Raw genomic sequence first — 22,397 nt, forward strand, 5'->3', positions numbered from 1 at the left:
AACTGATTCATCCTGGTTTAATGGTCGCTAACATGTCAATTTTCCCCTGATACGCGGCCTGTTCCTGTTGAGTTCTTGATTTCTTGATTTCTTGATTTCTTGATTTCTTTTTAGCAAGCTGTAAATAATGATAACTACGTTTAATATTGCCTAATTCAAAATAAGTTTCCCCTAAACCAAAGAATACTTCGTGAGTGCTTTTATCTAACTTTAAAGCGAACTGATAATGCCTTAGGGCAATTTTCCATTGTTGTTTTTCAAACGCTTTATCCTCCAGATTAATATGAAAAAAGGGATTGTCTGCTCGTTTACGTTTAACCCGATTCACTATATCGTTGGCTTTTTCATCATGGCCCATATATCGATATAAATAAGATAAATTACGCCAAGCAGTTAAGTTGTTTTTATCTTGTTTGATGGCTCTCAGGTAGGTTCTTTCAGCAAGCTCATAGTGACCTGTGAGTCGATACAAATAACCTAAGTTTGCCAAAACAGAAGGCAGGTCAGAAGATTGCATAAAAGCAGCTCGAAAATATGCATATGCTTTTACGTAGTCTTTTTTTAATAATGCATCAGCACCATTATTATTGTAAAACATGGCGACAACTTGATTGAGTTTAGCAGTGCTTTAGGGAAATGCTGTCGGGTAGTTTGTGCATCAAAATCGACTTCAAAGCCTCGCGTGAAAAATTGAATATGATCCCGACTGGAAGGGGGTAATATCTGCAAATTAATATGCCCATTTAGCAAGCTTTGCCCTTCTCTTATTGTCCAGTACTCAGGAATTTCAATATCTTGGAATCTCACCTTAAAACATAGCTCATTAGCTAAAGCATAAGTCATAATTAACATTGAAAGGCAGTTGGCAGCTCGATTGCGAAAGGTTTGATTGGCGACAGTCTTCGCTTCAGCTCGATACAATAAATTTAAATCTGAACGAGAAAAAACATGTTGAACCAAGGCTTGAATTTGATCTTTGGGTTTAATTACGCCTTTTATCGCTGATTTAGCAAAGGCTTTAGCTTCATCATTCAATTCAAAAATTGTCTGTTTAACTTTCTACATTGACACTTCCAAATCCTACAAACCCTTGATCATAAAGCAACGTTTTATGACTAATCGGCATTTTTGGAACGGTCTGACAACCAATAAAAAGCATAGCAATGAGTAAAATACTGAAGCGTTTCATAGATCACCTAAAGTTGATAATAAGGTTGTCGGACTTTCAGCAATATACTGTATTGTTTTTGATTTACTCGAAGTTCAAACCTTTGAGTTGTTTTATAACACTAGCAGACGTATTAGACTTAGGTTTGATTGATCTTAACTAAATGTGAATAAAGAAAACACTATGAAAATTGCTATTTTAGGTGCTATGGATGAAGAAATAACCCTTATTCGTGCATCTCTAGAGAATTGCCAAGAACAAAATTTTAATCATCTGACCGTGTATGTTGGCAAATTGGGGGAAGTCGACGTTGTTTTGGTCAAATGTGGAATAGGTAAAGTAGCGGCATCTGTTTCAACCAGTGTGGTGATCCATCATTTCACTCCTGATTTTGTCATCAATACAGGTTCGGCTGGGGGCTTTTCAAGTCACCTCAACATTGGGGACATTGTTATAGCGAATGAGTTACGACACCACGATGCTGACCTAACACACTTTGGCTACGAACTTGGCCAAACTGCAGGTATGCCAGCATATTTTGAATGTGACAAACGTCTACTTGCACATGCCACTGAGGCCGCATTTAGTCTGCAAAACGTTCAAGTTCAACAAGGCCTCATTTGTACTGGAGATTCTTTTGTTGGAAGTGATGAAGCCGCTGCCGTGATTAGACAGAACTTCCCATCTGTCTGTGCCGTAGAAATGGAAGGTGTCGCTATTGCACAGAGTTGTCATTTATTAGGCACACCATTTTTGGTGATCCGCTCATTGTCTGATATTGCGGGCAAAACATCGACGGTTTCTTTTGAGACATACCTCGAACAAGCAGCCAAAAATTCGGCAACGCTAGTGATGCAAACTATTGCAAAATTAGCCTAATGCATAGCATTATCAATACCTTTTTAAGTGAGCAACTTTTGCCATTTTGGGTATTGTTATTGATTGTAGTTGTTGAAAGGTACCTACCTTGGCCTGACAAATACCACCCACTCAGTTTTATAAGAGTATTAGCAAGGGGGATGCAGGCTAAAGTACTTTCGCCTGAGAGAAATGCGATTCGACAACAAAAAGTATCAGGCTCTTTAGCCTGTGTCGTTTTGTTGCTACCTTTTTGTAGCATATTGGCGGTGTTTAAATACTTATCTGAGTATCCAATTTTTTTTGAAGCCTTGATGCTACTTGTCGCTTTACGCTTCCAGGATATTCCTAAACAAACGCGCCGAGTCAGTGCCGCGTTATTAAAGCAGCAAAAAATGCTAGCTCGACATGCACTATCACAAATAGTCATAAGAGAAACACAGAAAATGTCACCCTTAGGCATGGTAAAGGCCAATATCGAGTCATTATTACTTCGATATAGTTATCAATATTGTTCAGTGATTTTCTGGTACCTACTCACAGGAGGAGTGGGAGCCCTGATCTATCGTTTAGTCTACGAATTATCTTTGTGTTGGAATACTAAATTGACAAGATTTAAGCATTTTGGACAGCCTGTTCGCAGTGTTGTCAATATACTGCAATGGTTACCTAGCAAATTAGCTAGCCTGAGTGTTGTGATAGCAGTCAACATTAGCCAAGGCTCAGCTGCGATATTCCAGCGTATAAGCTACCAGTGTAATCATGTATTTGTTTTAAACCTCTGTGGAGCCAGTTTAGGCATTGAGCTAGGCGGTCCAGCCTACTACGAACTACAAAAAGTACGTACCAAAAAATGTGGTGGCAACAGACAGGTCATACTAGCCGATAACATCAGAGCTTTAGCCGCAATCAATCGAGCAACATGGGTATGGTTAACCCTGTACTTCTTTGGGTGTGCGCTGGCGTTTTTAGTCGCTAAATAGTAAAAACCCAATATAAATTCGCGAGTCAAATACTAATCCCCTTTACACACTGCACTGCACTATTTACTATCGGCACTCACTCAACAAGACGGAATACATATTGTGTTCAAACACGCTATTTTCTGGATACTAAGCTTACTAAGTATTACAGCCTACTCTGCTGACGTTAGTAATATAAGCCAACAAGAATTGCTCGAAGTCAATACCAACAACGTTGTAATAGTAGACGTTCGCACACCTGAAGAATTCCAACAAGGACATGTACCGAACGCGATAAATGTTCCCTTAAGCGATATTATTGATAATCCTGCTATTTTGACGTCATCCAAGGAAAAACCAATCGTGCTGTATTGTCGTTCCGGTTATCGAGCGGGCAAAGCAGCTGAAGCTTTACTCAAGGAGGGTTATCCAAACCTGCGGCATCTTGAGGGTGATATGCAGGGTTGGTTAAAAGCAGGCTTGTCTGTTGAAAAAATAATCTTAGTAATATAGGTAGACTCAGTTTATGGATATCACTTTAACCACGCCAGCAATGTTGTTTCCGGCCATATCCTTGCTGTTATTAGCCTATACCAACCGTTTTCTAGCGCTTGCCAGTATCATTAGAAATTTTGACTTCAGTGGTAGTAACGAAAATGATCAGGGGCAAATCAAAAATCTACGCTCACGTATTCAATTGATCAAAAATATGCAGGGGGCTGGCATGGGTAGTTTTTTCTTATGTGTATTATCCATGTTAGCTATTTACGCTGAATATCAAACAGTAGGCAGCACAATATTTGCTTTTAGCTTAGTGTTATTATTGTATTCGCTGTGGCTGTCAGTAAGAGAAATACATATATCTGTCGAAGCCCTAGATATGCATCTGAGTAACTTGAATATACCCACTAAAAAACGTTCTTGGAACAAATCTAATACCAATAGATAAATTAGAAAACAGTCACCAAGGATCTTCGGGAGGCCAACTTTAAAGGAAATTGGCCTCGATATTTCTACTTAAACGTTATGCGAGCAAATTTGCGTTTACCAATCTGCAGAACCGTTTGCAGAGGTAGAGTAAACTGGTGTTTAGTATTATCAACTTTTTCACCATCAATTTTAACCGCACCTTGTTTAATCATACGCATAGCATCAGAAGTCGAATTGACCAGGCCGGCGTCTTTTAAAACATTTGCAATCATTATCCCTTCAGCAGGCAACAAAAAATCAAACTCTGGCATCTCATCCGGAATGGCATTTTTCTGAAAACGCTGGATAAAATCTTGATGTGCCGACTCTGCATCTTGTTCGCTATGAAAACGCGCAATCAACTCTTTTGCTAACTCGATTTTTGTATCTCTTGGGTTTAAACCAGCTACCACTTTTTGTTTAATAGCTTCGATTTCATCTTTAGGTTTAAAACTCAGTAACTCATAATAACGCCACATTAAATCATCAGATATGGACATCACCTTGCCAAACATATCGTTTGGCGCATCGGTAATCCCAATATAATTACCTAAAGATTTAGACATTTTTTGAACACCATCTAATCCTTCAAGTAACGGCATCATCAATACGGTTTGTTGTCTTTGGCCTTCAGATTTTTGTAATTCTCTGCCCATTAACAGGTTAAAACGTTGATCAGTGCCACCCAGTTCAACATCGGCTTTTAATGCAACTGAATCCCAACCTTGTACAAGAGGGTATAGAAATTCGTGGATCGCTATGGGTTGACCACCGGCATAACGTTTTTTGAAATCATCCCTTTCCAACATTCTCGCTACCGTCTGATTAGACGCCAGTTTTATCATACCTGCAGCACCCAACTTTTCCATCCACTGAGAATTAAAACGAATCGTTGTTTTTGCTGGATCGAGGATCTTGAAAACCTGCTCTTTATAGGTTTCAGCGTTGGCTAATACATCTTCTTTAGTCAGTGGTTTTCTGGTGACGTTTTTGCCAGTTGGATCACCAATCATTCCAGTGAAATCGCCAATCAAAAATATAACTTCATGACCTAACTGCTGGAAAGTGCGTAACTTATTGATTAATACAGTATGGCCTAAATGCAAGTCAGGTGCGGTAGGATCAAATCCTGCCTTAATTTTTAATGGCTTGCCCTCTTTTAGTTTGGCAACCAGTTCATCTTCTAATAATATTTCCTCTGCTCCGCGCTGAATTTCAGCCATCGCACTTTGCCAATCTAACATTTTTATAACCTTGTAAAAAATCTAATATTTATCTTATCTTTTATACTTTACTTGCCAAGCCCCAGCAATGAAAGGGCTAAGGTATTTTTTACGATAACTAAAAGTCATTACCTACACCCAATAAATAGTTCAAAATCCGAGCTACAACTGGAAAATCCTTTGTATTCCATATATTCTGCAATTAAGTTTCAACGAGTGTGTTGTATTTGTGATTAAAAAAACCTTTAAAAAGATGCCTAAACCGCACCGCTGGATCATGTCTTTGGTGGCTGGATTTTTGTTTGTTTTGTTTCTTTTGCCTTCTGAACCAGTCAGCGCATACAAAAGCACAGCTTCGACTTTAGAAGCGGGTAAACGTTATGAACTTCAGGTTAACTTTGATAACTTTCCTGTAGAAAATGTCTTCGGTCTTGAAGAAAAAAATGAAGCGCAGTCTGTCGTTGTCAAAAAAGGCGATAACTTGGCGATGATATTCAAACGCAGCGGTTTGTCTCCACAGCAAACCTACCGTGTCAGTAAAGCAGGTAGACTGGCAAAAAAACTCCTAAAAATAATGCCAGGCGACGTATTAGAATTACAAATTGATCCACAAGGTCAGTTAATCTCATTGCAGTACCCATTTTCAAGCACAGATACCTTGATTGTCACTAAGGGCGAAGACAACACATTTACCAGTAAAATTGAAACACTTAAAGTAGATGTCCGTCTAAATTATACCCAAGGTGATGTTACTAACAGCTTTTGGAATGCTGGGCTGAAGGCCAATTTAACTGATAATCAAATCATGCAAGTAGCAGGAATTTTTGGTTGGGATGTAGATTTTGCTTTAGGTCTTAGAGCCGGTGACAGTTTTTATGTGATGTTTGAAGAACACTACATTAATGGTGAATTCATTGAAAATGGCGATATAGTCGCCGCACAATTTGTCAATCAAGGTGAGGCATTCACCGCTATTCGTTATGATGATGGGAACTTTTACACGCCCGAAGGGCGCAGTATGCGCAAGAGCTTTTTACGCGCACCAGTCAACTTCAGGTATATCAGTTCGAGCTTCAAGAAAAACCGCTTTCATCCGGTACAAAAACGTTGGAAAGCTCATAGAGGCGTAGACTATGCCGCGGACCGTGGTACCCCCGTAATGGCTGCAGGTGACGGTAAAGTGATAAAATCAGCTTATGATAAATATAATGGTCATCATGTATTCATTCAGCACGGTGAAAAATATGTGACCAAGTATCTGCACTTTACAAAACGGAAAGTCAAAAAAGGCCAAACAGTTAAACAAGGGCAAGTGATAGGCACTGTCGGTTCGACAGGTTTGGCTTCAGGGCCACATTTACATTATGAATTTTTGGTCAATGGAGTACATCGCAACCCACGTACGGTGAAGCTACCTAAAGCACAACCCATTGCAAAAAAGAAAAGTTAAATTTACTGACATTGCGGCGAGCAGATTAGAGCAATTAAATAATAATAAACGTATTATGTTAGCAATGAATTAGGGGCAGTTATGCCGCAGCTATATCTAGGATTGATGTCTGGTACCAGTATTGATGGAGTGGATGTAGCACTCGTAGACTTCTCTGGCTCTCACCCTAGGCTGTTAGATTGTAGAACATTTCCTTTCTCTTGCTCTTTATCTGATGAGTTACATCAACTGAGCGCACCTAGCGACAATGAAATAGAGCTGATGGGCCGTGCAGACAGGGCTGTGGCTGAAGTGTTTGCTGAGGCGTCACTGCAGCTGCTTAAAGACAATTATATTCGACCTGACCAAATCATAGCCATTGGCTCACACGGGCAAACAATTCGACATATTCCCTTCGGCGAACATAGCTTTAGCTTACAAATCGGTGACCCTAACACCTTAGCGACACTAACAGGCATTGATGTAATTGCTGACTTTAGACGAAAAGATATCGCCTTAGGCGGTCAAGGCGCGCCCTTGGTACCAGCTTTTCACAAAGCGGTGTTTGCCAGCTCAACAAAATCAAGAATTGTGATCAACATTGGTGGTATAACGAATATTACCTACCTACCAAAAAGTAATTCCGATGACATTATTGGTTTCGACACAGGTCCTGGAAATACCTTGTTAGACGCATGGTGTAAATTACATACTGGGCAAAACTATGATGAAAAAGGACAATGGGCGGCGCAATGTTCTGCCGATCCTGAGTTATTACAACTATTGATCAAACATCCATATTTTTCAGCGCCGGCGCCCAAGAGCACTGGGCGTGAGCAGTTTAACCTGTCATGGTTGCAGCAAAATTTAACCCGTATGCATCGGTATATCGATCCACAAGTTGTGCAGGCAACATTAGTCATGTTGACGACCTCAACGATTGCCAAGCAAATTTTTAAATTTAAAGATGTTGAGCAAGTATATATCTGCGGTGGCGGAGCACGAAATGAGTTTTTAATGGAAGAGCTTGAGTCCGAACTACATGAATGTGAATTATTCACCACAGATGAATTAGGCGTAACAGCTGATGCGGTAGAAGCGATGGCATTTGCTTGGCTCGCCTATGCACATGTTAATAAGATACAGGGCAGTATCGCCAGTGTGACAGGTGCGTCGAAAGGTGCAATATTAGGCACTTATTGTCCAGGTAGAGAGTAGTCATGTCAAAACGCCCGTTAGACAAAACAGACATCGCCATTTTAGCGGCCTTATACAAAGACGCAAGGATGAATAATAAAGACATTGCCGAACTGGTTGGACTAGCACCATCTACATGTCTTGAGAGAATTAAAAAATTACAAAGTGAACTGGTGATTAAAGGCGCACAGTTAAATGTCGACTTCCAAGCCTTAGGTGGCAATATCCAAGTGATGATTTCTATTCGCCTTGCTGATCACAGTCGAACCACCATCAATACGTTTCAGAAACAGTTGGCGTTGTTGCCTGAAGTGATCAGTCTTTATCATATGGGAGGCGAAAACGATTTTTTACTGCATGCGAGTTTGGGTGATACAGAACATTTACGAGACTTTGTGTTTAATGCCATCACCGCAAGAAAAGAAGTCAACCACGTTGAAACGGCTCTGATTTACGACCAAATAAACGGAACCGTTCTACCCAAAGTTTGAAATAAGCTCAATTTTAAACTCTTCGTCTATAGCTCATAATATTCGGTAAAACACTTATACAACTGCGTACCGCTTAACACTGAAGCGGAGGGAAAATGCAAAATAGCCACTAAATCACAGGGGGCTAATATATCTGTAGTCGCTCTATCAGTGTCTAAATTATCAACATTCAGCACTCTAGCTAATACCCCACCTTGTTTGACAAAATCGCCAGGTTTAGCAATATATTCTACTATGCCACCTTGTTGGGTAAACAGTGTCTTATAATTTTTTAGCATAACGGCCTTGCGCAACATGTTTTCAGGTATAGTGGCACTATCGGGTAAACATCCCTTTGCAGTCAAATACGTCAAAATACTTTTAGCGTCGTATTCGCCTTCTTGAAAACTAATCACCTCTTGGCTTCCCATCTCTAATGTAAAAGCCTCAACAGCAAAATCGACCGGCTTTTTGCGTTTACTACTGATTAAATCGGTCAGCAGCCACCAAGGGCAAAACGTGGCTTCATCCAAAGCGCCTGAAAACACATTGGGCATAAATATCACATGGGGAATATTGAACAAACTAGCAGAAGCCTTAGCATATTCAGGCACATAAATATGCCGAGTGGATACAGGACCATTATGTAAGTCCAGCACATAGTCGGCGTCAAATGCTAACTGTTGCAGCTTTAAATTAAGATGCTGGGCTAGACCGATACCCCAAGTTTCACTTAATCTAGCTTGTAATTGTTGTTTCATTTTTTGTCTAAAACGGGATTTTATCGACTCAACAGATTCATCATCATCAATGCTTTGTGCAAATGTATGGATAAAAGCGTCATCGTAATAGTAACCACGATTCCAATTTGTTCCATTCACAGGATCAAAGCGTCCCAAGGTATATTCGCCTGCTTTGATGTTAGTGCCGACCGGATTACAGTTGGGAACTAACAACACTTCCCCACAGATAGGTAACGTTTTAAGCCATTGAATAAGTTGATAAATAACCACATTACCTTGCACTTCTGCACCGTGGATTGAGCTCTGGATATATACCTTCGGCCCTGGTTTCTCTCCAATAAACCGATACAAAGGCACATTCATGTTTCGGCCTGAGGCGTTTTGCGCCACCACTATATGTTCTTTTAACAACTTATTCATGCTACTCGAGGGTCCTATCGAAAGCGCTAGGCTTTGGAGGATGGAAAGTGTGGGGATATAGACTTGCGAACGCCATTACCCCAGAGAATAGCTTCGTTAAACAAACTATGTAGAAGCTTTTGATCAATGTTTAAGATTTTTGATATTCTGATAACTTTTAACCAATTACCACTTTCAAAGGCTTTAGCTAACGTTAAAAACATAGATAAATCATTTTGACCGCCACACAAGGCTTCTTTCACCTCGTCCACTAAAGGCAATTTTTCGATCAAATGCTCCATTTGTTGATCAAGTAAGGCGTCCAACATTGAAAACAATCCTACTAAAAATGCTGTAGGAGGATTACTACCTATATTTTTTTCAGCGCCCAATAGATCGCAGAATTTTGCTCGCACAAACGATAAATGCAGTAACTCTAAAGGTTTATCATCAGATAAATTAGCCAGAGCCAGCAAAGCAATAAACTTCTTAATTTCTACTTCACCCATATAATTTAGAGCATGTCGTAGTGAAGTAATCTTGTAACGCTTGTTGATAGTGGGGTTGTTGATAAATCGCAACAGCATGTAAGACAAACCCACATCATGCTCAATAACATTATTAATACTTTCTACATCGAAAGACTCACTAGAACTAGCACCCATTAATTCAACTAACGTTAGTTTAGAAGTAGGCAGATTTTTATTGGATACGGATTCTGGTCTGGCGAAGAAGTATCCTTGAAAATAATCAAAGCCCATATCTCTAAAGGTATTAAAGCTGTTTTGTGTGTCAACTTTATCTGCAATCAGTTGCACATTCGCATCAATAAATCGATTGACATTTTTTGTCAAAAAATCCAGATTTTCGGTGTTGGTGTTCACTTTGAGCAAATCAATGAAAGGTAAATACTCATTCCAACGTGGTTCAAGGCTAGAGTCTTCCAAAGCGATTTTAAATCCCATCTTTTTAACATGCTTACACATATCTAACAGGCTGCTATCACCACTTCGGTCAGCCAACAACTCAACCACCACATTTTCAGGGTCAAGAGACGCTGGCAAGCCACTCATAAGTGTTTCTGGTTGAAAATTGATAAAAGATTTTTTACTGCAAGAGATATCGTCTAAATTAAGTGTTTGATAATTTTTAGCAATCAGTTTGGAAGTAGTCGTATCTCTTTCGACACTGGGATAACAATTATTTTTACCATCTCTAAAAAACAACTCGTAGGCGAAAACTTTTTTGTCCCTATCTAATATTGGTTGGCGAGCTATAAAAGCAAACATATCAGTCCTGTCTAAGTATTTCTTTATTGTGGCCATTCGCTGAGTCGATAAAAGCAGACAATGTGTATTGGTCAACATAATTTAAACGTTATATTCGAGTTATCATAGCACTAAAAAAAAAGGGGGTGAATACACCTGTATTTATTAAACTAAAATTGCAATCAACCACTTACCGATTGCCTCATTGCTATGCCCCACTTCAACGATTGATTATAGATAGCGTGGGACATTTTCACGTCGAGTGATAATTGTTTCGAAATAGTCACGACTCCTTGCCAGTAGACACTTTCAAAAGCTCTGATTAAAACCAAAAATCGTTTTAGCTCATTTTCATTACCACATAATGCAGCCTTAATATCTTCACCTATAGGTAACTTTTCAACAATGCTCTGCATAGGTTGGTCGAGTAATGCATCAAGGAGTGAAAATAACCCGACTAAAAACCCTGTATGAGAGTTGTTACTCAATGATTTTGCCTGTCCAACTAGGTCACAAAACTTGGCTCTGACCAATGATAAATGTAGGAGTTCGACTGGCTTATTGTCACCTACATTAGCCAAGGCTAGTAATGCAGTAAACTTTTTCACTTCTAACTGCCCCATATAATTGAGCGCATGACGCAAATCACAAATTTTATTAGTTTTATTGACGAGTGAATTATTGATAAATCGCAATAGCTTATATGACAAAGACACGTCGCGTTGAATAATAGTGTTGACCTTATCTAAATCGACCACAGCAGACGAACTTGATCCTATCAATTCAATTAAAGATAACTTCGAAGTAGGCAGTTTTTTTGTTTTATGATCTCTGGTTTGGCAAAGAAGTAGCCTTGAAAATAATCGAACCCCATATCTCGATACTTTTCGAAATCATCCATAGTCTCAATCTTTTCGGCAACAAGTAATATATTCGAGTCTACATATTTACCAATGTTATCAATGAGAACTTGCTGATCGCACTCAACAATATCCACTTTGATAATATCGGTATAGGGTAAAAGTACATCCCACTGTGGATCAAAGTTATTATCATCCAGCGCTATTGTGTAACCTAATTCTTTAATGGTCTTACAGGCTTGAACCAACTCAGGGGTAGGCTTCACTGTTTCTACCACCTCAATCACTACTTTTTGGGGTCGAGTGAAGTTGGAAAACGATGCACTAGTGTATCTTGGTGAAAATTAATAAAAACAAGTTCACCCGCAGATATTTCTTCCAAACCTAAATCTAAATGGCTATCGGTTAATATTTTTGATGTTGCTTCATCCGGCGAAATATCTGGAAAGCAATTATTTTCGCCATCTCTGAACAATAGTTCATAGGCATATAATTCCCTGTTTTTATTCAATATTGCTGGGCGCGCGATGTATGCAAACATAAAACTTTTTACCTATATAGGATTTATTATGACGAAGAGTATTGATCCCATAGGCATCACCACTTCGTATTCTACGATATATTAGATTTGCAACCAATAACATGTGAATATTTTACGGGTATGTTTTATTTATGGTTGCAATTTATATTTAAGACATAACTTATACCTATGCTATAAGTATTTTGGGAATTTTTTTGAAAAATTGCGGTCTATTAAGCGAGACCAAACAATTTCGAAAATAATGGAATCAATTTAGGTCGCAGAGCAGTTTTTATTTTGCTAGAATCGCGAACCAAAGTGGAATACGAGGTAACTATGAGTACAGATTTACGCGCACTGACATTGACCGTACCGCAAACCGGTAGTATCGAAACTTATGTTCAAGCTGTGAGCAGCATTAATATGCTCAGCGCTGAAGACGAGCGTGGGTTAGCTGAACGTTTACAACAAGACGATGATTTACAAGCTGCCAGAAAGCTTATTATGTCTCACTTGAGATTTGTTGTGCACATCGCAAAATCGTATTCTGGTTATGGTTTGCCGCAAGCGGATTTAATCCAAGAAGGTAATATTGGTTTGATGAAAGCAGTTAAACGCTTCGATCCAACGGTTGGTGTTCGCCTAGTTTCTTTTGCTGTGCATTGGATAAAAGCCGAAATACATGAATTTGTACTAAAGAACTGGCGGATCGTTAAAGTCGCTACCACCAAAGCTCAGCGTAAGTTGTTTTTTAATCTGCGTAAGAACAAAAAACGTCTTGGTTGGTTTACGCATGCAGAAGTACAAAATGTGGCAGAAACTTTAGGTGTTAGCACCAAAGAAGTATTGCAGATGGAAGCTCGTATGAGCAGTCATGACCAGGCATTCGATTTATCTGCTGATGACGATGAAAGTAGTAGTTTTGCACCGGTGCAATTCTTGGAAGATAAAACCACAGATGTAGAGTCTGATGTTATTAATGCTGACTGGGATTCAAATGCTTCGGGTAGATTGTATGCGGCGTTAAAAACACTTGACGACCGTAGCCAGCATATTATCCAAACTCGCTGGTTGTCAGATGACAAAACGACATTACAAGACTTAGCTGATAAATACCAAGTGTCTGCGGAGCGTGTTCGTCAAATTGAAAAAAACGCGATGAAAAAGCTACAGACTTCGATGGTAGCCTAATCACATTTTGCTAAATTCATAACGACAATAAAAGCGCGAATATCGCGCTTTTTTATTGTCTACAAGAAAATTAAGTTCCAGTTTCTTTAGTGGGCAACACCCAAAATACACCAGAGAATTCAGCTACAGCATTATCACTGTCCATGATAGAGACATTGAGTTTAATCTGGCATTTTTTATTTTTAGCCAGAGATTCAAACTTACCATTCAGTGACTCAATATTGCATAACGCTCTAGGCTGCATAGTAATAGGTTTATGATAATTAATATTACCGTCACCTAACACAATATCCCCGACTAGCCCTTTTTCTTTAAGCTGTAAAAATATCATGCCCCACCCCGTCAATGTCGCCAGAGAAAAAATACTGCCGGCAAACATTGTGCCATGTAGATTAATGTTTTTATTCAAAGATGCCCGTGTCTCGAGAGTACGTCCGCTATATTGATGTATTTTGATCCCCATTTGTTCACTAATAGGGATGGTTTCATGCCAGGTACGTTGTAATAATTCACACCATTTTGGATGCAATAGAAAACTACTTGGATCGAATATTTTTTTTACCATCTGCTGACGTTGCTGCTCTCCTAGCTCTTTAATTGATCCCTTTTGTGCCTTAAACCCCAAGCTGGTAAACAAAGCAATCGAAGCCTGAGTGCTGTTAGTCACGATCCGCTCCGCACCTTCAGCTCTGGCTACCGCCTCTAAAGAAGCCACTAACATTTTTGCTAATCCTTTTCCTTGGTAATCTTTTTCAACAGCAACATGGCGCACTTGGGCTTCTTCTCCCGAATTCATATGTACTCGGCCAACGGCAATCACATCCCCGTCGGGATTACGGATCATTCGATGTTGACTAACTTGTTCATATTCATCCTTTTCAGAGCCTTCAGGATACTTCCATGGCTCTCTTAGCATTTTCCAACGAAATGCAAAATATTCAGTAAAATCTTGTTCACTCGATGGCGTATCAATTTTATACATCTAATCAAGGCTCCCATGTATTTAGTTGGCTGAAGACGCTTACCCCAACATTAGCCAGCTATTAGAAACTATAAAACGAGTAGCAGCAAATTATACTTGTAGTTGAAAAGTGACTGGACCGTCATTCAGCAATGAAACCTGCATATCTGCTCCAAACACCCCAGTTTGACAAGGTATCCCGTTAGTCTGACAACATTCGGTAAAGTATTGGTATAAGGCTTCGCCTAACTCTGCAGGCGCAGCACTGGAAAAACTAGGTCGATTACCACTTTGTGTATCCGCGACCAAAGTAAACTGAGAAACAATGAGCAATTCCCCTTCCACTTGCTTCACATTGAGATTCATCTTTCCCCGTTGATCCGAAAAAATGCGGTAGTTCATGACTTTCTGACTCAGCTTTCGTGCCTTGATTTCATCATCGTTTTTTTCTACGCCCAATAACACTAATATCCCTTGACCAATTTCACCTACGGTATGCCCAGCCACTTGTACTCTAGCCTGCTTAACTCTTTGGATAAGCGCAATCATTGCTGCTCTAGCCAGAAGGCAGACATAGATTTACTGGCCGCACATAAGGCTTGAGTGATCAGTTTCTCACTCGCACTATGCCCTGATTCAGGTATGATATTTAGTTGACTATTTTGCCAGCGTTGGCTTAATGAATAAGCAGCTTCAATTTTGCATACGCAGTCATAACGTCCATGAATAATAGTCACTGGCAGATGTTGTATTTTGTCTACGTTCTGCAAAATATAATCTTCTGAAATAAAACATTGATGTTTTATGTAATGGCATTCCAACAGAGCCAAACTAATAGCGCGATGCAAATCTGAAACCAACTGCACCTCATCGAACTGGCAATGTAAACGGCTTATTCGCGCTTCCCACAGACACCATGCCTTGATAGCCGCCATTTTCTGAACTTCATTATTACTATTGAATATTTGGTAGTAGGCATCGACGATAGAGACATTGCTAGGCCTTCTTTTTATTGGCGCTAAAAAGTCTTGGTGATATTCTGGAAAAAGCTGTGCAGCGCCACCTGATGCCTCTAGATACCAAGTATAATCTTGCTCTCTTGCTAGAAAAATTCCCCGTAAAATAAGCCCTATAGCACTTTCAGGTTGCCTAATCGCCACTAATAAAGCCAAAGTCGAGCCCCAAGAACCACCAAATAAACCCATTTTTTAATTTTAAGATGTTGCTGAATAATAAGTACATCGTCGACCAGAGCATGGCTATCATTATGTTCAAGTCTACCAAAAGGCATTGATTTTTCCACACCCTCTTTGGTCATAACCAATTATCCAATATTTATCAGGATCAAAAAATCGGCGGTAATCTTTGCCTATTCCAGCACCTGGACCTCCATGTAAATAAAGCACTGGGATGCCTCTAGGGTTTCCAGTTTGTTCCAGATATAATGAATTTCCATTCGATACGGTTAACATCTCAGATGTGAAGGCGTGAATTTCGGGGAACAGATGAGTCATACGAATTTACATATCCCAATTGTTTATTATTCAGTAATGCTTTAATTTACTACTTAAGCAGATTAAACGTTACTTTATTTTTACGGAGACAAAATATGTCAGGACAAGGTTCAGGTGGCAATGTATTAGCCGCAATATGTAGTTTTTTTATTCCAGGATTGGGTCAATTAGTACAAGGTAGAATTTTAGCAGCCACTATATTTTTTGTACTAGTCAGTGTAAATTATTCATTAGCCGCTACTGGAATTTTATTTTTTATGGCCATTTTTGGCTTTATTTTCCATCTATGGGCCATCATTGATGCCGCCCGTTATAAATGTTGATTATGAAAAAGCTGATATTCGTATCATTGATCATTTTCTTAGCTGGATGCCAAAGTGCCTATTATGCTGCTTGGGAAAAGGTGGGTGTTGAAAAACGCGATATCTTAGTCGATAGAGTAGAAGATGCAAAAGAATCGCAAGAAGATGCCCAAAAACAATTTAGCTCGGCGTTGGATGAGTTTAGCCAGATAGTTAGTTATAACGGCGGCGAACTGCAAGATGTTTATAACCAACTCAAAAATCAGTTTGAAGCCAGTGAACAATCTGCGGCTTCGGTAACAAGCAGAATTGATAAGGTAGAAAGTGTTGCTGAGGCACTGTTTGATGAATGGGAAGAAGAGCTAGAAAAATATACCAACAACAATCTCAAACGCGAAAGTCAAAATAGACTAAGAGATACACAGCGCCGTTACAAGTCGTTGGTTAGCTCAATGAAAAAAGCTGAAAGCAAAATGGAACCAGTACTATCTGCGTTGCGAGACAACGTGTTGTATTTGAAACATAACCTTAACGCCAGTGCGATAGGTGCTTTACAAGGCGAGTTCAATGGAATTAAGAAAGAAATCAACCAGCTCGTCTTAGAGATGAATAAAGCTATTTCCGAATCAAATAGCTTTATCTCAAGTATGAAAAGTAAATAGAATGAATCAAAGTAAATTTATGATGGCGAGCTTAGCTCGTCATCATCATCTGCCTCGTCAGTAAACGTATCTTCTGATTGCTCATTTAGAAACACTTCCAACACATGAGTTATCTCAGCCCCCACTAACACTACAATCCACGATAAATACACCCAAACAAATAGAATGGGTATTACCGCCAATGCACCATAAATCAATTGATATGATGGAAAACTCGTCACATACATCGCAAATAGCTTTTTGCTTGCTTCAAATAAAATAGCACCCACCATTGCACCACAAACAGCATGTTTAGGGGATATTTTTTTATTTGGCACCAACATGTAGACGATAAAAAAGGCGAAAACTGATGTCACAAAAGGTAACGTTTTGAGTAATACCGTTGTCAGACCAGGGGTGTACTCCTCAGCATAGTTTGCCAGCCCAATCAGGTAAGAGCTCATAATGACACTCGAGCCCATTAAAAGCGGTCCAAGCGTCAAAACCATCCAGTAAATTGCAAAGGTGAAAATCAGCGGCCGTTCACTTTTTGACTGCCATATCGTATTCAACGTTTTATCAATATTGGATATCAACATCAAGGCCACAAACATCAATGACAAGATACCAATGGCGCCCATTTCTGATGCGTTACCCACAAACTCAGCCATATAATTTTGCACTTGGTCGCCAGCAGTTGGTACAAAACTATCAAAAATTAACGTCTCTAAATCTTCTTTTGCCTCTGAAAAGGCCGGAAAAGCCGATAGCATCGTAAAAAACACCATTATAAATGGCACAAGCGACAACAGTGACACATAGGCCAAATGCCCAGCAGACACTGTTATTTTGTCTCGCTTACAATGTGCAGCAAATAACAAAAAAAAATCTCTTGTTGTTATCACGCTTTGTTGAAAGTTAGGAATGTGAATCGACTTAAACAACATTGTGGTAAAACAACCTCTGTAAACTAATAATGTTAGTCTGCTCTAACACCCAACATATGGCAAATAGCATAACTCAGTTCACTACGATTAAGCGTGTAAAAATGGAATTTTCTGACGCCTTCTTTAGCTAATACTTTGACCATATCCATAGCGATGTTAGCCCCCATCAAATTACGTGTAGTTTGATCGTCTTTATCTAAACCATCGTACATTTTATGTAGCCACTGTGGCACATGTACGTTGGTAAAACCGGCGAAACGTTGCAACGTTTGGTAATTGGTCACAGGCAATATTCCTGGCACGATATCTAAATCAATCCCTGCTGCCGCGGCGCGATCACGAAACCTTAAAAACACTTCAGCATCAAAGAAAAACTGGCTGATCGCTTCAGTCGCACCAGCGTCAGCTTTACGCTTTAAATTAAGTAAATCGAATTGGCTATTTGGCGCTTCTGGGTGTTTCTCAGGATAAGCGGCGACGGCAATTTCGAAGTCTGCCACCTCTTTTAACAATGCTACTAAATCAGATGCGTAAGACTGAGGCTTTTCAACACCTTCAGGTAGATCACCACGCAATGCGACGATCTTTCTGATCCCACTTTGCCAATAGTCCTTGGCAATCTCAATGAGTTCTTCACGGGTTGCATCCACACAGGTCAAATGGGGCACAGCTTGAATACCTGTCTCAGCTTGAATACGTTTCACCACATCATGGGTTCTGTCTCGTTCACCACTATTCGCACCATAGGTCACTGACATATAAGACGGTTTTAGCGGCGCTAAACGCTCTACCGATTTCCACAACGTTTGTTCCATTGATTCGGTTTTAGGTGGAAAAAATTCAAACGATACATCAATCCCTTTCACCTCTGATAATGATTGATTTAATGCATCTATCCCTTGTGCGTAAGACGCCATGGGTAACTCCAAATTATTTAGCCGTTTAGACGTCTAAAATAAACTTTGAACGTAAAGCCGTCAAGATGTTTAGCAGTCTATCATTGACCTTTTGCCCGTATTGTTTAGAATTTCAATGCATAAGAAAGACAAAAGATTGAAAAATGGCAAATTTAACAAAATGGAACGGTGAATATATTCATCCTTACGCAGAACATGGTAAAAAAAGTGAGATGGTGAAAAAGGTCACAGTATCGATACCACTCAAAGTATTAAAAGTACTCACCGACGAGCGTACTCGTCGTCAGGTGAATAATTTACGGCATGCAACTAATTCTGAATTATTATGTGAAGCATTTTTACATGCTTTTACAGGTCAACCCTTGCCAGATGATGAAGATTTAGGGAAAGACAACACCCAGCTTATCCCCAAAGAAGTCAGAAAACTGATGATGGAGATGAACTTATCAAAAGAAAAAGATGAAGATGAAGACTGAATATTAAAAAGTAGACTCTAAAACAGCAAATTTCATTCACAAACTGAGATTTACGACTCTACCTCTATCTTAAACATAATCATATTTCCCTCCTTTTTCTAAGGCCGCTTGATAAGCAGGTCTTCCATGGAATTTATTAACGAACTTATTAATATTTGGGAAGGTTTTAGTATTGCCTCGTGCCACTGCAGCCTCAAGTGGAAAACTCATTTGTATATCTGCACCTGATAGTTCTGCACCTGCAAACCAAGCGTTATGCTCTAAGTGACTTTCAATGAAATCCATGTTTTTGGCAATAATCGGTCCGTAATAGGCTGCCATTAATTTATCCACAATCTTATTGGCAATTATTTTAACAAAGAATGGTTTGGCATTTGTTCTGACTCGATCCAGCACTAGCTTAGCTACTAAAGGCGGCATTAGCGTGCCTTCAGCAAAATGCAGCCAGTATGTATATTGCCTATGTACCTCAGTACCTCGTTGCGGATCAGTTAACTGCCCTGCAACTCCCTTTTTATAATAAGTCCCGATTAAATATTCAATTATGGCACCTGATTCAGCCACCGTGATATCACCATCGGTAATTATCGGGGATTTACCTAGAGGGTGGATTAATGTCAGGGTATTAGGTGCTAGATTGGTTTCACTGTCTCTATGATAAAGCTTTACATCATATTCTAGTTCAAGTTCTTCTAGCAGCCACAATATACGTTGCGAACGGGAGTTGTTTAAATGGTGGAGTACAATCATCGAGCCTTCCTTAATAACAAATCATGCACTTGTATACGCCTATACATTGTCTAAGACCACTTTAATAGAAAAATTTGCATATATGTGTAAAATTTATTAATACTCTTTTCTAGAGTCTCAAACCTACCCGAACACCTGCATCTATCACTTGCTGTTTTATCCATTGCCACAATTGCGGGTTAGCCTTTTCGATAGAGGCATTTTTAAGTAATATTTGGCTGACAGAAACATTGTGGTCAATCCAGCTTTGGCAGCCGTTATGTAAGTTTTGTATCACAGGCATTAATCTATCAATAGCCTTGGAGAATTGAGCTTCTGGGGTTTGAGCTTGTTCAAATTCGATCCACAGTTTGAGAAAAGATGTTGCTTGTTCTGTGGGCAAAATAGCAAAAATTCTTTGCGCCGATACCAATTCATTTTCATAGTCATCGTGATTAGCATCGTAAGCGAATTTATCACCCGTATCGATTTCAACGATGTCATGCAACAACAACATAGTCACCACTGTGAGTGGGTCTGGATTTTGAGCTGCATAAGGTAAAAGAGTTAAAGCTAGTAAAGCAATTTGCCAGCTATGTTCAGCGCTATTTTCATAACGTGTGAAGCCAACGGGCTTAATTTTACGCTCAACATTTTTTAATTTTTCTATTTCAACTATAAACTGGGTAATAGCTTGAAAATTTTCAGTCATTTATTACTCGCTAAGCTAAGGGCGGTGATCATATTTTGGTGTATTGTGACTACACTTCGTTTATTTGCCTGCTGGATCTAAACTCGCATAATATGCAGATAGATTAGCAATATCGGTATCACTTAAGCCGGCAGCCATAGGCGACATCACCATGTTTTTGCGGTCTCCATCACGAAAAGCTTTAATTTGTAAAACCAGATACTGCTCTTTTTGCCCAGCTAAGTTAGGATACATAGGGATCATAGAAATGCCTTTGTTGCCATGACACGCAGCACAAGTCGCAGATTTAGATTTACCTGCTGCAACATCTGCTGCAAACACAGGTTGTGAAAGTAGCCCACCAGCAGCGAAAAGTATTATTAATATATTATTCCGAATTTTTTTCATGTTTGAACCTTAGCGTTATACCCAAATGCATGAGTGGTAAATTAGTGTTATCAAATGAGCGTACATATGAAGTTAGACTTCTCTTATGCTGAAGAACTTACTGCACTGGGTAGTGAAGTCAAGCCAATTAAGTTGATAAATTCACGCTTAGCCGTTTTTAATCATAGTCTTGCGACAGAATTAAACCTCCCGAGTGAATGGCAACACGAGAATCATTTATTCAAAGCTTTATTCATTGAAAACGGCACATTAAATCGCAATTCTATGGCACAAAAATATGGCGGACATCAATTTGGACACTGGAACCCAGAACTAAGCGATGGACGTGGACTCTTATTGGCAGAAACCATAGATGACCAAAACAACGATGGGATTTACATCTCAAAGGAGCAGGACCCACTCCCTATTCAAGATTTGCTGACGGGCGAGCGGTATTACGTTCGACGATAAGGGAATACTTAGCCAGTGAAGCATTACATTATTTGGGCATTCCTACTTCACGGGCATTATGCTTAATTGTCAGTGATGAACCTGTATATCGTGAAAAACAAGAGCATGCTGCCAAGATGATCCGTGCCTGCCAGAGTCACCTGCGTTTTGGACACTTCGAGTACTTTTATCACAGTAAACAACCTAAAAAACTACAAAGCTTATTTGATTATTGTTTTAAATATCACTTAACCGAGTGTGCCCAAGCAGAATCCCCCTATTTAGCCATGCTTCAAAAAATTGTGCATGACACAGCCCTGTTAATTGCAAAATGGCAAGCTTTTGGCTTTAATCATGGTGTAATGAATACCGATAATATGTCTATTCATGGCATTACTTTCGATTATGGCCCCTATGCATTTCTAGATAATTTCGAGCCTGGTTTTAACTGTAATCACTCCGATCCTCAAGGCCGGCATTCCTTCGATAGCCAACCGGGAATAGGGCAGTGGAACTTAAATGCATTAGCACAGACATTCACTCCACATCTAGAAATAGAACAAATAAATCAAGCCCTTAGAAATTATAAGCCAACATTGCTAAAAGAGTATTCAACACTAATGCATAATAAACTAGGTCTTTTGCCTGGGGCATTATACGGCGATGCTAACTCACATATCATCAACACTTGGTTAGATATTTTGGCGGTAGAAAAAAAGGACTACTCTGAAACGTTTAGGCAGCTGTGTGAGTTTGATACCCTCGGGGACAATCAAAATTTGCGTAATCAATTTATTAATCGTGAAAGATTTGATGAGTGGGCTAAACATTATATTTTAGCCTTAACGGAGCAAGGTATGAACCCAACACAAAAACAATCGCAAATGCGCCAACACAACCCACATATTGTGCTGCGTAATTATTTGGCTCAGGAAGTGATTGACCGGGCAGAAAAAGTGATTTTAAGATGTTTCACCAGTTTATTGGGACGCTGAAAAAACCATACGAAAATATTCAGAAGTACCAAAAGTTTTCTGTCCCCTCACCCCGTTCGGGGAAAAATTTAGAAATATCTTATAGTAATTAGACATATTATCTTTGTATTAGCTAAGATTTTTTTAAAAG

General features: G+C 39.4%; 28 protein-coding genes and 2 pseudogenes. 12 read left to right on the top strand and 18 right to left on the bottom strand.

Annotated elements, in window-relative coordinates; all coding sequences use genetic code 11:
* Nucleotides 1-7: 7 nt before the first annotated feature.
* Genes C427_RS21595 through C427_RS26595 form a run of 3 tightly spaced genes read right to left on the bottom strand, consistent with a single transcriptional unit; the run spans nt 8 to nt 1,189 of the window.
* The gene (locus C427_RS21595; protein ID WP_015431326.1) at nt 8-598 is read right to left on the bottom strand and encodes a tetratricopeptide repeat protein; all 591 of its coding nucleotides are present in this window, start codon (nt 596-598) and stop codon (nt 8-10) included.
* The gene (locus C427_RS21600; RefSeq protein ID WP_015431327.1) at nt 562-1,035 is read right to left on the bottom strand and encodes a hypothetical protein; all 474 of its coding nucleotides are present in this window, start codon (nt 1,033-1,035) and stop codon (nt 562-564) included. Before C427_RS21600 ends, C427_RS21595 begins: the two co-directional genes overlap by 37 nt.
* A 16-nt stretch (nt 1,036-1,051) precedes the next feature.
* Nucleotides 1,052-1,189 carry a hypothetical protein gene (locus C427_RS26595; protein WP_007641481.1) on the bottom strand — a complete coding sequence of 46 codons (138 nt, stop codon included), beginning with the start codon at nt 1,187-1,189 and terminating at the stop codon, nt 1,052-1,054.
* A 162-nt stretch (nt 1,190-1,351) separates the two neighbouring features.
* Here C427_RS26595 and C427_RS21605 point away from each other — a divergent pair, with 162 nt between their 5' ends.
* From C427_RS21605 to C427_RS21620, 4 genes are all read left to right on the top strand, one after another.
* A complete protein-coding gene (locus C427_RS21605; protein WP_007641483.1) occupies nt 1,352-2,047 on the top strand; it encodes a 5'-methylthioadenosine/adenosylhomocysteine nucleosidase in 696 nt (231 codons plus the stop codon).
* A complete protein-coding gene (locus C427_RS21610) occupies nt 2,047-3,009 on the top strand; it encodes a cobalamin biosynthesis protein CobD/CbiB (RefSeq protein WP_007641485.1) in 963 nt (320 codons plus the stop codon). The genes C427_RS21605 and C427_RS21610 overlap by 1 nt, the downstream gene beginning before the upstream one ends.
* A gap of 102 nt (nt 3,010-3,111) precedes the next feature.
* Nucleotides 3,112-3,501: a rhodanese-like domain-containing protein gene (locus C427_RS21615; RefSeq protein ID WP_007641487.1), complete on the top strand. Its 390-nt coding sequence runs from the start codon at nt 3,112-3,114 to the stop codon at nt 3,499-3,501.
* A gap of 13 nt (nt 3,502-3,514) precedes the next feature.
* Nucleotides 3,515-3,937: a DUF2721 domain-containing protein gene (locus C427_RS21620; RefSeq protein WP_007641489.1), complete on the top strand. Its 423-nt coding sequence runs from the start codon at nt 3,515-3,517 to the stop codon at nt 3,935-3,937.
* Between the two features lie 64 nt (nt 3,938-4,001).
* Here C427_RS21620 and tyrS read toward each other — a convergent pair whose 3' ends face one another.
* Nucleotides 4,002-5,201, bottom strand: a complete 1,200-nt coding sequence (tyrS, locus tag C427_RS21625; RefSeq protein ID WP_007641491.1) for a tyrosine--tRNA ligase — start codon at nt 5,199-5,201, stop codon at nt 4,002-4,004.
* A gap of 208 nt (nt 5,202-5,409) precedes the next feature.
* Between tyrS and C427_RS21630 the strand changes: the two are divergent.
* The 3 genes and pseudogenes from C427_RS21630 (at nt 5,410) to C427_RS21640 (ending at nt 8,297) form a co-directional block, all read left to right on the top strand.
* A pseudogene (locus C427_RS21630) lies at nt 5,410-6,703 on the top strand (peptidoglycan DD-metalloendopeptidase family protein).
* An 8-nt stretch (nt 6,704-6,711) separates the two neighbouring features.
* Nucleotides 6,712-7,827 carry an anhydro-N-acetylmuramic acid kinase gene (locus tag C427_RS21635; protein WP_015431329.1) on the top strand — a complete coding sequence of 372 codons (1,116 nt, stop codon included), beginning with the start codon at nt 6,712-6,714 and terminating at the stop codon, nt 7,825-7,827.
* Nucleotides 7,828-7,829: 2 nt separating this feature from the next.
* On the top strand, nt 7,830-8,297 hold the full coding sequence (locus C427_RS21640; protein WP_007641497.1) for an Lrp/AsnC family transcriptional regulator: 468 nt from the start codon (nt 7,830-7,832) through the stop codon (nt 8,295-8,297).
* 26 nt (nt 8,298-8,323) lie between these two features.
* Here C427_RS21640 and C427_RS21645 read toward each other — a convergent pair whose 3' ends face one another.
* The 5 genes from C427_RS21645 to C427_RS28620 all read right to left on the bottom strand — a co-directional run bounded on the left by C427_RS21645 (nt 8,324) and on the right by C427_RS28620 (nt 12,087).
* Complete coding sequence (locus tag C427_RS21645) at nt 8,324-9,439, bottom strand: M14 family metallopeptidase (RefSeq protein ID WP_007641499.1); 1,116 nt, start codon at nt 9,437-9,439, stop codon at nt 8,324-8,326.
* 26 nt (nt 9,440-9,465) lie between these two features.
* Nucleotides 9,466-10,707 carry an EAL and HDOD domain-containing protein gene (locus C427_RS21650; RefSeq protein ID WP_007641500.1) on the bottom strand — a complete coding sequence of 414 codons (1,242 nt, stop codon included), beginning with the start codon at nt 10,705-10,707 and terminating at the stop codon, nt 9,466-9,468.
* A 161-nt stretch (nt 10,708-10,868) separates the two neighbouring features.
* Nucleotides 10,869-11,444 carry an EAL and HDOD domain-containing protein gene (locus tag C427_RS28610; RefSeq protein ID WP_015431330.1) on the bottom strand — a complete coding sequence of 192 codons (576 nt, stop codon included), beginning with the start codon at nt 11,442-11,444 and terminating at the stop codon, nt 10,869-10,871.
* Between the two features lie 29 nt (nt 11,445-11,473).
* The gene (locus C427_RS28615; protein ID WP_015431331.1) at nt 11,474-11,812 is read right to left on the bottom strand and encodes an EAL domain-containing protein; all 339 of its coding nucleotides are present in this window, start codon (nt 11,810-11,812) and stop codon (nt 11,474-11,476) included.
* A 20-nt stretch (nt 11,813-11,832) separates the two neighbouring features.
* Nucleotides 11,833-12,087: a YuxH family protein gene (locus C427_RS28620; protein ID WP_015431332.1), complete on the bottom strand. Its 255-nt coding sequence runs from the start codon at nt 12,085-12,087 to the stop codon at nt 11,833-11,835.
* Nucleotides 12,088-12,402: 315 nt separating this feature from the next.
* Here C427_RS28620 and rpoH point away from each other — a divergent pair, with 315 nt between their 5' ends.
* Nucleotides 12,403-13,257, top strand: coding sequence for an RNA polymerase sigma factor RpoH (rpoH, locus tag C427_RS21660; protein ID WP_007641501.1), 855 nt, complete (start codon nt 12,403-12,405; stop codon nt 13,255-13,257).
* A gap of 70 nt (nt 13,258-13,327) precedes the next feature.
* On the opposite strand, the gene C427_RS21665 is transcribed toward rpoH, so the two are convergent.
* From C427_RS21665 to C427_RS27955, 4 genes are all read right to left on the bottom strand, one after another.
* Nucleotides 13,328-14,239 (bottom strand): bifunctional GNAT family N-acetyltransferase/hotdog fold thioesterase, encoded by a 912-nt coding sequence (locus C427_RS21665; RefSeq protein ID WP_007641502.1) that lies wholly within the window; start codon nt 14,237-14,239, stop codon nt 13,328-13,330.
* A gap of 90 nt (nt 14,240-14,329) precedes the next feature.
* Nucleotides 14,330-14,767, bottom strand: coding sequence for a D-aminoacyl-tRNA deacylase (gene dtd / locus C427_RS21670; protein WP_007641503.1), 438 nt, complete (start codon nt 14,765-14,767; stop codon nt 14,330-14,332).
* Nucleotides 14,764-15,423, bottom strand: coding sequence for an alpha/beta fold hydrolase (locus tag C427_RS21675; RefSeq protein WP_015431333.1), 660 nt, complete (start codon nt 15,421-15,423; stop codon nt 14,764-14,766). Before C427_RS21675 ends, dtd begins: the two co-directional genes overlap by 4 nt.
* A 72-nt stretch (nt 15,424-15,495) precedes the next feature.
* A complete protein-coding gene (locus tag C427_RS27955; protein WP_236613723.1) occupies nt 15,496-15,732 on the bottom strand; it encodes an alpha/beta hydrolase family protein in 237 nt (78 codons plus the stop codon).
* Between the two features lie 95 nt (nt 15,733-15,827).
* On the opposite strand from C427_RS27955, the gene C427_RS21680 reads away from it, so the two are divergent.
* Together C427_RS21680 and C427_RS21685 are read left to right on the top strand one after the other, a co-directional pair.
* Nucleotides 15,828-16,055 (top strand): hypothetical protein, encoded by a 228-nt coding sequence (locus C427_RS21680; RefSeq protein ID WP_007641507.1) that lies wholly within the window; start codon nt 15,828-15,830, stop codon nt 16,053-16,055.
* A gap of 2 nt (nt 16,056-16,057) precedes the next feature.
* The gene (locus tag C427_RS21685; RefSeq protein WP_034900021.1) at nt 16,058-16,696 is read left to right on the top strand and encodes a DUF2959 domain-containing protein; all 639 of its coding nucleotides are present in this window, start codon (nt 16,058-16,060) and stop codon (nt 16,694-16,696) included.
* Between the two features lie 17 nt (nt 16,697-16,713).
* Here the strand turns inward: C427_RS21685 and C427_RS21690 are convergent, their stop codons facing one another.
* Both C427_RS21690 and metF read right to left on the bottom strand, forming a co-directional pair.
* A complete protein-coding gene (locus C427_RS21690; protein ID WP_007641511.1) occupies nt 16,714-17,622 on the bottom strand; it encodes a virulence factor BrkB family protein in 909 nt (302 codons plus the stop codon).
* Between the two features lie 32 nt (nt 17,623-17,654).
* Nucleotides 17,655-18,539, bottom strand: coding sequence for a methylenetetrahydrofolate reductase (gene metF, locus C427_RS21695; RefSeq protein ID WP_007641512.1), 885 nt, complete (start codon nt 18,537-18,539; stop codon nt 17,655-17,657).
* Between the two features lie 143 nt (nt 18,540-18,682).
* Between metF and metJ the strand changes: the two genes are divergently transcribed.
* Nucleotides 18,683-19,015 carry a met regulon transcriptional regulator MetJ gene (gene metJ, locus C427_RS21700; protein ID WP_007641513.1) on the top strand — a complete coding sequence of 111 codons (333 nt, stop codon included), beginning with the start codon at nt 18,683-18,685 and terminating at the stop codon, nt 19,013-19,015.
* Between the two features lie 69 nt (nt 19,016-19,084).
* Here metJ and C427_RS21705 read toward each other — a convergent pair whose 3' ends face one another.
* From C427_RS21705 to C427_RS21715, 3 genes are all read right to left on the bottom strand, one after another.
* Nucleotides 19,085-19,765 (bottom strand): glutathione S-transferase, encoded by a 681-nt coding sequence (locus C427_RS21705; RefSeq protein WP_007641514.1) that lies wholly within the window; start codon nt 19,763-19,765, stop codon nt 19,085-19,087.
* Nucleotides 19,766-19,874: 109 nt separating this feature from the next.
* Complete coding sequence (locus tag C427_RS21710) at nt 19,875-20,456, bottom strand: HD domain-containing protein (protein ID WP_007641515.1); 582 nt, start codon at nt 20,454-20,456, stop codon at nt 19,875-19,877.
* Between the two features lie 60 nt (nt 20,457-20,516).
* Complete coding sequence (locus C427_RS21715) at nt 20,517-20,843, bottom strand: c-type cytochrome (RefSeq protein ID WP_007641516.1); 327 nt, start codon at nt 20,841-20,843, stop codon at nt 20,517-20,519.
* Nucleotides 20,844-20,909: 66 nt separating this feature from the next.
* Here C427_RS21715 and C427_RS21720 point away from each other — a divergent pair.
* Nucleotides 20,910-22,359 (top strand): annotated as a pseudogene (locus tag C427_RS21720) (protein adenylyltransferase SelO).
* Nucleotides 22,360-22,397: the final 38 nt, after the last annotated feature.

The organism is Paraglaciecola psychrophila 170 (assembly GCF_000347635.1).
GTDB classification, from domain to species: domain Bacteria; phylum Pseudomonadota; class Gammaproteobacteria; order Enterobacterales; family Alteromonadaceae; genus Paraglaciecola; species Paraglaciecola psychrophila.